11 protein-coding genes are annotated in these 12091 nt (G+C 59.5%); 1 reads left to right on the top strand and 10 read right to left on the bottom strand.

Annotated elements, in window-relative coordinates; all coding sequences use genetic code 11:
* Positions 1-2: 2 nt before the first annotated feature.
* The 10 genes from ACSC1W_RS17990 to ACSC1W_RS17945 form a co-directional block, all read right to left on the bottom strand.
* Positions 3-362, bottom strand: a complete 360-nt coding sequence (locus ACSC1W_RS17990) for a hypothetical protein (RefSeq protein ID WP_435349025.1) — start codon at positions 360-362, stop codon at positions 3-5.
* A gap of 589 nt (positions 363-951) precedes the next feature.
* A complete protein-coding gene (locus ACSC1W_RS17985; protein ID WP_435349024.1) occupies positions 952-4227 on the bottom strand; it encodes a PKD domain-containing protein in 3276 nt (1091 codons plus the stop codon).
* A gap of 211 nt (positions 4228-4438) precedes the next feature.
* Entirely contained in the window at positions 4439-5200 is a 762-nt protein-coding gene (locus tag ACSC1W_RS17980; protein WP_435349023.1) for a PHP domain-containing protein, read from the bottom strand.
* 584 nt (positions 5201-5784) lie between these two features.
* A complete protein-coding gene (locus ACSC1W_RS17975; protein ID WP_435349022.1) occupies positions 5785-6189 on the bottom strand; it encodes a hypothetical protein in 405 nt (134 codons plus the stop codon).
* Between the two features lie 381 nt (positions 6190-6570).
* A complete protein-coding gene (locus ACSC1W_RS17970) occupies positions 6571-7491 on the bottom strand; it encodes a glycosyltransferase family 2 protein (protein WP_435349021.1) in 921 nt (306 codons plus the stop codon).
* 128 nt (positions 7492-7619) lie between these two features.
* Entirely contained in the window at positions 7620-8603 is a 984-nt protein-coding gene (locus tag ACSC1W_RS17965; RefSeq protein WP_435349020.1) for an alpha/beta fold hydrolase, read from the bottom strand.
* Between the two features lie 843 nt (positions 8604-9446).
* Positions 9447-10460 (bottom strand): tyrosine-type recombinase/integrase, encoded by a 1014-nt coding sequence (locus ACSC1W_RS17960; RefSeq protein WP_435349019.1) that lies wholly within the window; start codon positions 10458-10460, stop codon positions 9447-9449.
* A gap of 16 nt (positions 10461-10476) precedes the next feature.
* Complete coding sequence (locus ACSC1W_RS17955) at positions 10477-11130, bottom strand: DUF7389 domain-containing protein (protein ID WP_435349018.1); 654 nt, start codon at positions 11128-11130, stop codon at positions 10477-10479.
* Positions 11127-11372, bottom strand: coding sequence for a hypothetical protein (locus tag ACSC1W_RS17950; RefSeq protein WP_435349017.1), 246 nt, complete (start codon positions 11370-11372; stop codon positions 11127-11129). Before ACSC1W_RS17950 ends, ACSC1W_RS17955 begins: the two co-directional genes overlap by 4 nt.
* Position 11373: 1 nt before the next feature.
* Entirely contained in the window at positions 11374-11571 is a 198-nt protein-coding gene (locus ACSC1W_RS17945) for a ribbon-helix-helix domain-containing protein (RefSeq protein ID WP_435349016.1), read from the bottom strand.
* A 245-nt stretch (positions 11572-11816) separates the two neighbouring features.
* Here ACSC1W_RS17945 and ACSC1W_RS17940 point away from each other — a divergent pair, with 245 nt between their 5' ends.
* Positions 11817-11984 carry a hypothetical protein gene (locus ACSC1W_RS17940; RefSeq protein ID WP_435349015.1) on the top strand — a complete coding sequence of 56 codons (168 nt, stop codon included), beginning with the start codon at positions 11817-11819 and terminating at the stop codon, positions 11982-11984.
* Positions 11985-12091: the final 107 nt, after the last annotated feature.

The following is a 12091-nucleotide window of genomic DNA, read 5'->3' as shown; positions in this document are numbered from 1 at the left end:
CGTCATCGCCGCCGGGACAGCACAGCGACCACCAGGAGAATCACGACGAGCATCCCCGCAGCGACGACGCCGATGGGTTTCAGCCGTTCGCGCCAGATGGCCTCGTTCTTCCGTTTCACCGACCGGTTCTCGTACTGGTACTCCTCGACGTCCGTATCGGCGTAGTCGATCTGTATCGGTTCGAACTCGCGGTCCCAGACCGCCGTCTCTCCGTCCGTCCGGCCCTCGAACTCGACCTGGTCTTCGATGGTGGAACGATTGTGAATCCACCCGGTGAACAACCTCACCTCCCCTGCGACCGTGAGTTCCGGGTCCTCGTTCAGGGGGACGACGATAGTTCTCCGGTTCTCGTCGAGTGGCACACGTGCGAGGTACGACTCTGAATGCGTCTGGAGCGTCGTGACGCGTACCCTGGTCCCGTACTGGACGTCCCCCTCGTTCCTGACCGTTATCCTGACGGCTGCCGTCTCCTCCCCATCGACTTCCGTGGTCGTTACTTCGACGTTCTCTATCTCGGGGAGTTGGACACCACGTGGATTAGATGAATCGACTGAAAGGTCGAAATAGAACTCGGTCGAATTACCGAAAGTAGATAACTGAACAGAATGTCTTCGGACTTCTGCATCTAGTGAGGTATTCAGATTGTACCGTAACGTTTGCTTTTCATTAGAAGATAGGTTCATCTCTCCGTTTCTGACGAATGAACCATCTATTTTGATATTTAACCAAGAGTTGATTGGATTCGAAGTAGGATTAAATGCCGTTATTGTTAATTGTTTAGAGTCTGGACGAAGGCTTGAACGAAAAATCACGCCATCCGTAGATTTCATCGTCTTATTCTCCATTCCGAGTTCCAAACCTCTTTGCTGGTTATCCTGAGACGACGCAGTTAGGGGAATAGTGGTAACTATCAATAGGAACGCGAAGATAATCACCCATCCAGACAAATCTTTACTCACAAGTTACCTCCTTTCTGCAACCCTCTTCTGTACCAGCAATAATCGACAATATCTGGGACGCACCAAGAGCGCCCTCACGGCGAACCTCCTCCCGGAAGGCACCAACGTCAGTGATGTTGATGTCGCCAGTAACGGGGTCGACCTCTTTCTCTTGTGTCGTTCCGCTCACGATCGCGATCGTTTCGACGACGTTCGAGCGGTCCTCGTACTCCTGCACTGTCTCGGTGGTCGGGCCCGACCTTTCGACGACCCAGTAGGTCTCCTCCTGGACAGAACCGACCCGTACGTCGTCACGCCTGGATAGTTTCTCCGCGGTCGAGTAGTCCTCTACCCTGCGGTACTGCTGCCACACTTCGACCGTTTCGACGGTGGTGCGGGTAGCGAAGTATCGCACCTCTGTCACCCGTTGTTCCCGAGAAATCTCGAACTGGTACTCTCGTGTTTCACGAGCAGGTTGGACGACGACCTCTCGAGTATCACCCGTGTGGGTGTCCGTCGGCGACCGCGGAACCTGCGCCCAGTACGTCGATTCGTCCCAGTGCGTGACTTCTCTCGTCACTGTTACTGGTCGAGTTCTCCTCCCGGTCTCCGTCTCGAACGTTTTCTGGACGGTCTCTGTCACTGTTCTCGTTCGCCGCACTCTCGTCTCGTATTCGTGGAGCGTCCGCGTCTGGGCGGGAATCGTTCGGACTCTCGTCCGGCCGGTGAACTCACCGGGTCCACTCCGACCAGGTTGCCACACGTGGTCGGTTTCGGTCTCGACTCTGGTCCGCGTTTGCCTACCTGCTGGGTGCCACTCCTGATTCGAACGCAGGAACTGCTGGCGTTCGTCTCTCGTACCGAACGCGATGCGAACCGTCTCGGGTTCCTCTCGAATGGTCCGACGCTCCAGCTGGATCGAACTCGTCGTGGTGCGCTCGTCGACTACGTCGAATCCTTCTTTGAGATACGTCTGCAGTTCGCGGCGGTCGGTGACGGTGCGTTCCCGGGTACCGTTCTGTCGCCATATCCGGTACGCGAGACTCTCGATGGAGACGTTGGTTCTCAGCGTCTCGACCGTGGATTCGTTGACCACCTCCACCGTCGGAAGCGTGTAGTTGGTGCGAATCCGCCCCGGGTTTTCCTCGTTGAACAACGCGATTACCGGCTGTTCCGTGTCTTCGTGGAGCGCGGCAGCTTGCACTTCGACTATCGCCCTCCTCTGGAACCGGCGGAAGTTGACCTCGTCCCCGACAGCATTCCTCAGTTCGCGCTCAACCCGTCGTTGGTCCACGATATCGACGTATCGTGAATCGGACTCGTAATCGAAATCCAACTCGTAGTAGTCACTCGTCTTCGTGGTAGCCCATTCGTCGGAGTGAACTTCGAACCGGACCGTATCTGTCGCGTTGAACGGACCCTCGTTCAATTGTTCGACGGAGCGTATCTGAGGGACGAAATATTGCAGGAAGCAACACCGCTGTGCGCTGAAGCCGCCATTCTGGTCATTGACCTCCAAGTCACCGTTCTCACGGGATTGAAATTCTCCAACAGCTGGACTATTATCCGAGGGCTCAGCACCATAGACCCACGAATATTCCAACGGGGTGTGGTCGGGATCGAACGATCGACTTGCATTGACTCGAATCCCCCAATTAAGGGCACGACCCTCAGTGCCATGGGTCTCAGTAGTCAAGACTAATTCTGGGTCACTAGATTCGACTTCAAACGTGGAAATCCCAGAATTTGCCTCGACTTCCTCACTATAAATCGAATATTTGAGAGCGTATCTTCCGGGCGTTTGACCTCCCCAGTAGGAGTGAATTAGGATTGAACTATTATCTCCTTGTACCACTCTCCGCTGACCGTCTACAAGTGAGACCATTTCTTCCATTAGCCCGGGATAATTCACTTCGATATCTTCTGGATCGTTCCCGTTCAACCGGACTTCGACCACGTGGTGTGCGGTGTATCGACTGGGGTCGAGTCGCTCGTGGTACGAATCGACGGGAGCGTTTACGAACCCCGCTCGAACGACTTCGAGGTCGCCGGACGAGACGACGGTACGTCGTAGAACCGCAGTCTGGTTTCGCCCATCGGTCGCGCGGACGACGACGTCGTAACTCTCGTTCGGTGCTACGTCGATCCGGTCGAATTCTGCGTCGACCACTTCTCCGAGCGTGGGTCGGCTTCCTGCACGCTGTGCTTCGCGGTGGAACACCCGCTGACCGCCCACAGTTACCGTGACCTCGACGAGGTTCCCGTAGTCGTCCGCAGCAGTGAACGCCCCGCTGATAGAGGTACTAGCGTCGAGGTCGGAAAGACCCAAGGAGGGTTCCGGGTCGGCCACTACCACCGACCGACCGTTCCGGAATCGGACGACCTCGTCCGAGCCGTCGCTGTACGCTACGACGGCGAAGAACCTGTTGTCCCCGGGTTCCCACTCGACGTCGATGGTGGACCCGTTACCGCGAACGCCACCCCCGTCGAACCAGGTCACTGTCTCCACCGCACTGGCCGGTGGTGCCTCTCCAAGTCGATACGTGGCGGCGAGCGGGCGCGAACCGGTGACGACCTGCGGCCCGTCGACGACGGGGTCGTACTCCTCGGCGAACGAGTCAGCACCACCCGGCCCCGCCGGAACCGTCGCGTTCGTGGGAGTATAGACCGTGATAGGCCGGGAGTCTGCCCCGGTTCGGTTCGCCTCGTCGTAGACACGCGCGGTGATAGTGGCGACACCCGTCGACGGAAACCCGGGTTCGAGGGTAGCCTGGTCCCGGTCGCCCGATATCGGGGCCGTCTCGACGACCGAGCCATCGATGATCCATTCGATTCGGTCGAGGTCAGCAGCACCGGACTCGACGTACGCGACGACGCTCGTCGTGTTACCGACTGGAATCGACGCCGGGACCGAGAGCGAGACGGTCGGTCCGGGACCGGCGACGACGTGGACGTAGAGCGTGTCCGTCGCCGTCGCACCGTCGTCGTCCTCGACCACCAGGCGGACCTCGTAGGTCCCAGTCTCGTTCGGGGTGAACGTCGTGCGTGGGCAGTCGTCGCAGTCTGGGGCCATGGTAGTCCCGGACGGCGTGAGTACTTCCCATGCGTATCGACGGACCGAGCCATCGGGGTCTCGGGACCCCCGTCCGTCGAGGAGAACGGTTCGGCCGAGAGCGACCGTCTGGTCGAGTCCAGCATCGGCGAGCGGTACCTCGTTGGGAGGGGAAACGGCCGGTCCGGCTTGGCCTACCGGAACGGCGCCGGCACCGGGCGTGAGGACCTGGGTCACGAGCAGCAACGTTGCAGCATATATTTTCATTAGTTATTACTAAAATTTAGTTTACGATAGTATATAAATTCTAGCGAATCGAACGCGACAGCCTCTCAGCCCGCGGTTGCCTGACGACGAAACTGAGACAGGGCCGCGACCGAACTCGTCGAACGGAGTCAGCGACTGCGCTTCGGAATCTTCAAAATCGGTCTGCGAGCAGTCGGTCGGACTAGTGGTCTGCGACGAACTCGGCGATGGCCTCCGGCCGCGGTCGAACGTAGGGGAGTCGCGACGTGATCTCGTAGAGGGTCTTACGGCCAGCACCGATGCCGTACTGGACGGTACTCCGGCGGATCGGCGTGCGCATGCCGTGGACCCGGGTCTCGCCTTCCTGCAGGGCCGCGACGACCTGGTCGACGGTGACGTCGGTCACGTCCGGGACAGGCGATTCGAGTTCGACGACGGTGACCGCGCGACCGACGTTCATCAGGTAGTGAGCGTCGCTTCCGCCGACCTCACCGTACCCCCGTGTCTTCGCGAACCGACGTGCGCGCCGGTTCTGGTAGCCAGTGAAGAGCATCGAGTTGTACGTCTCGATGGCGTCGCAGTCCGATACGGTCCGCCTTCGGACGCCGTGACGGGTCCGCTGGAAGGGATGGGGGACGACGGCAGCACCACCGAGTTCCCGGACCTGCTCGACCGTCTCGTCGAACGGCTTCCCCGCGGCCGGGCGTTCGGTCACGCCGATGGCGAGCAGGTGCCCTTCCGCAGTCGACACCTCGACGCCCGGGATGCCGACGAGTCCGTAGTCCGCCGCGAGTCGCGCCGCACGACACGACTCTTCGATACGGTCGTGGTCTGTGACGACCACACCGTCGAGTCCGATGTCTGCGACGTGCTCGAGGACGAGTTCGACCGGTTCGTGGCCGTCGTAGGACGCGTCGCTGTGGACGTGGAGGTCGAGCACGATGCGCTCGGTCGGACCGGTCATGTACGAGTGAGAGTGTTTCAGAACGCTATATCTTACGACTAGTACGTGTCCCAGGAAATCCCATCCTATCGACGCTGTTCGACCTGGCGACCCGATAGAAACGATGGCTTACTACGACCGCAGCGGACTCCCCCACACAGTAGCGACCCCGGGTACCTGATGCTGGTCATCTGTTGAAAGACGGTAGGGACGGGGCGCCTTGCACGGATATCCAGTGAAGTTCGGCTTCCGGTTCATACGAGCCGTCTTCGATGGTGATGGACCGTGTGGCGAACCTACCGTAAACCCGTAGACGAACGGTAACCACATTGTTACGAGGGTGCTACGGTCGAGAAGGACGCCTATACGCTTACCATAACCCGTCCGAAATCGGGACTTTCGAAGCGAGGAGACCGCAGCTGTCCACTGACCGTCACCAGATCCAGAACCCCTCTCGTCCGGGTCCGGACGTACATCGTACCCAGCGTAGATGCCATAGCGTAGACGCCGCCGACCGTTGACTCGAAGTCCCCGATGCCATCAGCGTGTCCGTCGACGTGGTGGACCATATCCCAGGGCGTTCCGAGCCGGGGCGTTTCGGGTCCTCACTCTTCCGTCCGGTCCCCGGCTCGTTCGCTCCAGTCCCGCTGCTGTCGGCGTTCGGTGATGTGTTCTCGGCCTCCCGCCAGCTCCTCCCGGGTCTGCTCCTCGAAGTCGGCCACGTCGGCGAGGAAGTCCCGTTTGAACGATTCGACGACCTCGTAGCTCCACCTGTCCTCGAATACACCGGCCGGGAGCACCTCGTCGCGGAGTCTGTCGGCCGTCTCCTCGTGCCCGGCTTCGCGAAGCATCTCCTCGGCGTCGTGCAGGTGGTCCATCCCGTGGCCGATGGTGTGGTGGAACTCGAGCAGGCTGCCGTATCCCCGATAGAGGTTCTCGATGCCGAGCTGGAGCTCGTGGAGCGCTTCCTCCTCCTCGTCGGTCAGTTCGTCTTCGTGGAAGTCGGCCATACACGTCCTCGTTCGGGTTCTACGGGTAAATGCAGTCGCTTGCTATCCCTCTGTGTCGAGTCGTTCAGTGAGAGGGGAATCCCGATGGACGAGCAGGTCGACGTGTGACTCTCCATTTCGACCGTGTCAGTCGCGCGCTCCTCTGTAACACGTTCCGGTTCGACCATCGAGAGAACCCCCGCGTTCACCCACGAGCGAGGGTACACGGACGTGCCCTCGTTGAGTCGCCATTAGAAATCGTGCCGAGGTACCGGTGATACTGGCAGGACCGTCCTGGCGAATCGCCAGTGGCTCGATTGTCCAAACGAGTACCCTGATCGGGCCTCGAGGCTGTCCCATCGGTGCCAATCCTAAGAATCAGTACGACGTGCCTGGACGGTGTCATCGTCCCTGCGGATGATTCTCACCGTCCGTAGGTGTCTCACCCCTGCCGTTCAATCGTTCGCGTATCCGTCCCCGCACCTGCATTAGCTTGAACCAGTACGCGAGAAGGAACCAACCTGCGAGTGTCGGGAGTCCCCAGTTTCCGGAGACTGTGCGTCGAAAGGTGCCCGGATGAGGGGGGAGGAAGTTTCGAGGATTCAAGAGCGGTCGTGAATCGCGAGTTCCAGATCGGTACAGTTGCTCCTGCCCTCGCCCGATGCGAACTGCTTTCGACCCAAGCTCCGAGAGGGTGGTTCGAGCAGGGTGATACATCGTAATCTCGCTGGCAAATTCTTGGGTGTACCCCGCGTCAGCGACTCGCCGACCGAACTCACCATCACCACCCGAAACGAGTGACGCATCGAACCGTCCGACATCCCTGACGACAGTCCGGCGAACCGAAAGACAACACGTTGGCGCATATCCCTTTTCACGAATATAATATTCGACTGGGAATCCCTTTGCCACGTTATACTGTGCTATCGACGTCTCAGATCCCGCGGGAATATACAGTTCGACGTTGCACCCGACGTAATCTGCGTCCGAGCCGGAGAAGTAGCTTCGAAGGTCCGCAAGCCACGTTGGCTCAACGGTCATATCAGCATCGATAAATGCAAGGATGTCGCCGGAACTCGCCCGTATCCCGGTGTTCCGGGCAGCGTATGACGATTGAATTTCGGTTTCGTGTAGGAGGTCGATCCCAGGGCTCTCACGACTACACGTTCTGATCACCTCTGGAGTCCGGTCTGTGGAGTTGTTATCGACGACGAGGAGTTCATCACCGTCGGTTAACTGGGGGTGAACGGACTCGATTGTCGACGTGACACCGTCTGGATCGTTATAGACGGGGACGATAACGGACACGTGAGTCTCAGTCATTAGTAACTGGTAATGTAAATACGAAAATTTGTAAGTTTGGAATAGCCATAAAGACTGGGACTGAGGAGCGAGTCGAGGGCATCCTTGCCTACCTCGCCAAGTACGAGTACGCGAGTTTCCGGCACGTCCTATTTTTCGCCGTGATGCCCCACTGATTCCAGAAACGCGAGGATGTGGCGGTTGGTCCAGTCCGGCTTCTCCTGGCCGAGCCAGTGACCTGCCTCGACCGTTTCGCTGACCCGGAGATCGCTGCACTGCTCGTCCATATCCAGACCGATCCTCTGGGCATAGATGTTCGTCCAGTCCTCACTGCCCATCAGATACATCGCCGGCACGGTGATCGTGGGGTCCTTGCCTTCGGTGTGCTCCCACGTTCGACGGTAGTTGCGATACCAGTTTATCGCGGGTCCGAAGCCGTTGATCTCGTAGCGAGTGGCGATGTACGTCAGGAAATCCTCCGGCATGAACTCCGGCGCCTCCTCCGGCACAGTCAGAGTGTCGAGGAAGTCGGCGTTCGGGTCATCCGTCCCGAAGGCATCGGACTCGCCGGTCAGCATGGCTCTAAGAGCTCCGTCGATGTCCTCGTTCAGTGCCTCGACGACTTCGTCACGCTGGAAGTCGATGATGTAGAAGTACCGTCCCTCCATCTGCTCTCTCAGCGCGGTCAGGATGTCGGTGTCGCCTCGACCGAACCACGGCACGCTCATGCCACCGACACCCTTCACGCGGTCCGGGTGCAGCCATGCTGTGTGCCACGCGACGATGGCCCCCCAGTCGTGCCCGATGACGACGCCCTCGTCCTGGTCGTAGGCGTCGAAGAGCCCGACCACATCGGCCGCCAACTCCACCGTATCGTATGCCTCGACCGCGCTGGGGGCGTCGCTCTCACCGTGGCCGCGCATCTCCGGGGCGACCGCCGTATAGCCGTGGTCCACGAGATGCTTTATCTGCGGCCCCCAGGTTGCCCAGCACTCCGGAAAGCCGTGGAGCAGAAACACCGGAGGACCGTCGCCAGCCTCCGCGACGTTGAGAGTGATCCCATTCGTGGGAATGCGCCTGAAGCTGACCCCATACTCTTCCAGGCCGTATGGCAGAGCGTGTTCACCAGACATTCCGCACCTCCTTCAAGAGCGAGCGGACGCGGTTGTCGGAGCGACTGGCCTCGTCGAGGTCGTTTCGGGCTTCGAATAACCGACCCTGATGCTCGTGGCTGACCATGGAACGTGTCAGGCGGAGAGGCTTATTGTTAACATCAGCTTATCGTCCCGGCTTCCAGGGGCGATCAGAGACAGTCGGTGGGGCCGTCGGATAGATTGGGACCAGTAGCCCGGTCCGAACGGCGTGGCCGCGAGGATGATTGACGGTATCGGTCTCAGGTGGGCGTACCGGATTTCGCGGCAATATAACGATGCGCTGGCACGAAGAAGGTAAGTTCGGAGTACGAGAACTGAATGCCGCGTGCGGGTCACCGCACTCGGCTGGCTGTCGCTCGTCCATCGACAAACTTACCAAATCATCGATACTTGTATCTGAGAGCTGCTCTGTGTCGATTTCGTCATTGATTCGCGAAGCTGCCAGAACGTCGAACCGTGCTTGAACCTGCTGGAGACGGTTCTCATCTCCACCTCAGTATTACGGGCTTACTGGACCTGTTCAGCACTGGCGTCTGCAAAATCCCCGGGTGAGCAATTCGACCACCTCCAATCCCACGCACGAACGCCAGACCGTGGCGACCCGCGTCTGGAATTATGATAAACTCTCTTCTGTGAGGGAGTAGTCTCACGCCCAGAATCAGCGAATCCTGCTGGTACAGAGTCCGGACCTTTCGGTCTGGAACCCTGGACACAGCGGAGAAATCGAAGTGGACTCGCCGGGGTGCGAACTAACTGCCATCTTGCGAATTTCGGTGTTCGATGCGCTACTCGGTTGCCAGCTGGTGGGGTGGTCGATCATGGTTAGGCGTCCCTCAAGTGTTCGCGCCTGAGTTCCATCTTCTCGCGCTCAGTTCGTCGGTCGTAATGCTGGTCTAGAACATCCGAAGAGACGTTCATCCGGCCGGTAACAATCTCTTCTGGGGTGCCGTCCCTGAGGGTCTTCGTGATGCTCCCTCGTCGAATCCCATGGGGCGACCTTGACGACGGGCACAAGCTTGCCGAGGTACTCTTCATCGCCTCACATTCCGCTGGGTCGCGGTCGTGTGGACACTCGACGCCAACCACGCAGGGGCGCGTCCACTTGTAGACGGTCTGGCGAATCGGCGTCTCCGAGAGCCGGCCTTGCGTGCTGGCGATGAGTGGTCGTCGGCCGTGATCGTCGTACACGTCGTCCCGGTGGTGGTCGATGTAGTCCTGCAGCATCTGGCAGTAGTGCTCGCCGACGGCGATGGACCGCTCGGCAGCGTCGCCGTTCTTGAGAGGCGTACCAGTGTCCGGGCTATGCTGAAGGTCGAGACACATGGCGTCCGGGTCGAAGTCGTCGACGTCGAAGGTTCGTAGGCTCCCGAGTCGAATCCCGGTGTGCCATAGGATTGCAACGATGACGTGGTCTCGACTCGCGTATCGGAACCGATTGAGGTAGTCGAGAATCCGCTCGGCGCGGTCCTCGTCGAGTTTGACGTCTTTCGACTCTTCGCCCGCACTTACTTCGGGGAGTTTCACGCGCTCGCGAAGGCCGGGCTCGACCGCGTTGATGCTCGCGGTGAACTCCAGGAAGACTCGGAGTGTCGCGAGGTTCGATCTGAGTGTGACGGTCGTGATGTCGTCGTCCCGTCGCCAGTTCCGGAACTTGTGGATGGTCCGGCCGGTCAGGTCGTTCAGGTTGTCGATGCCTTTGTCGCTGCAGAAGGCGACAAAGTTGTCGAGCCTGTACTTGTGGTTCTGCAGGCTTTTCTCGGAGAGTTCTGGCTCACGGTGCCGGAGGTACATCTTGACCCCGTCGGTGGGGGATAGTGGTTCGAGGTCGTCCGTCACTCGAATCGCCCCCCGTTCACGCGTCGTCACCCTCGTCCGGCTGATGCGCCCGCCGCATGTTCATCAGGTGCTCGACGTGCCGCGTCAGGTTCTCCACTTCCTCGGTCGTCGGAACCTGCTCCTGCCGGAGTTCCGCCTTCACCTTGTCCTGATCGCGGGTGCCGGTGCCGCGTTTGGACTCGACGGTGAGCCGGAACCCGACGTCGGTGCGTTCGACCTTCTCGGTCGTATCGTACTCGCGGCCACCGTCGGTCATGGCCCGGCGGTCGTCTCGCACACCGTCGCCGAGCGTGGTGAGCGCGTCGTTGATGTACTCCAGGGCGTCGGCGGGCTCGCCCTCGCGCAGTGCGACCGCCGCGTCATCGAGCAGGGACGCCGCCGTGTGCGCTCGCTCCTGTACGATGTCGCTCTCGTCGATGCCACCGTCGGTGGCGATGGCCTGTTCGGCTTCGTCGTCGCGGTCTGTGCTGTTTCGACGGACGTTCTCCAGGGGCGTGACACCCTTCAGGCGGTTGCACGTCGAACAGATGCGCGACTTCTCGCCGGGACGCGTCCGAGTCTTCTTTGAGGCGCCACACTCCGGACACCGAACCTGGAAGAGGTCGGGGGTGTGGTGGTTGACGACCGTGCCGGTCGTGGGGTCGTCGACCGGGTCGGTGTCGCCGGTCATGCCGTCACACCTCCCTCGCACCGGTCGGTCTCGTCGACGTGGTCGGGCAGGTGAAACGGACAGTAGAACGTCCCCGGTATCGAGTCCCGCCCGCACTGCCGGCCGTTGCGGTTGTCCGCCTGACACCGTCGCACGTCGACCTCCGCGAACTCCTCGGCGGTGGTGTGACGCGGGTCGGGTGCGTCACTGTTTTCTCGACGGCTCTCCTCGTCCGACTCGGGGGCCGGGCCTGCACTGGACATGTTAGGCGGCCCCCTTGTCTACTTCCTCAGCCTCGTCACTGAGACGGAGCTGTGGCGTTTCAAACGGTGAGTCGTCGGCCTGCCGGATGAGGTGTCGGATGTACTCCGCACGGCTCATCCCGTGCAATTCGGCCTGTTCATCGGCTTTCTGGACCATCTCGATGGGCATCGCGATGGTCACATTTGCGCTAAGCGCCATTGCGTGAGTCACTGAACAACTGGTGAAACTTAATCTTTACTCAAATTGGTACGCTTCACCAGTGGTGCAAATGGTTCAATTTGTGCGATAAAGTATGCACACCATATTAGTCATTGAATCACTCAATGCCGCATATGGCGCGAGCGAGCTTCCAAATCGACGACGAAAACAACGATTGGGTCGAGAGTCGGCTCGTATACGGTCAGTCCAAGAGCTCTTGGTACCGGTACGCGATGACAACAATCATGCAAATTGAGGAGTGTCTCGATGAGCTATACGAACCCCACGAGTACGAAAAACGGCAAGAGTTCGTCGAAAAAGCAGTTCGTGAAAAAATCGATTCGTTACAGGCCAATGAGACGGACTTAACTCACGAAAATATCGTGGGAGACAACGGCAACGGCGAAGAATAGATGCTAGCGCTCAAATCAGAGCCAATCCACCTTCTCTATACCTTGTTTTTCCGCGTTTAGACTATAGGCACCGAGGTACGACTCCCTAAACGTCTCCCAGTCGTCCC

Origin of the sequence: Haloarchaeobius marinus (genome assembly GCF_051207415.1) — an archaeon.
In the GTDB taxonomy this organism is placed as follows: domain Archaea; phylum Halobacteriota; class Halobacteria; order Halobacteriales; family Natrialbaceae; genus Haloarchaeobius.
The sequence above is the reverse complement of the archived record's forward strand: the minus strand, read 5'-3'. Positions and strand labels throughout refer to the sequence as shown.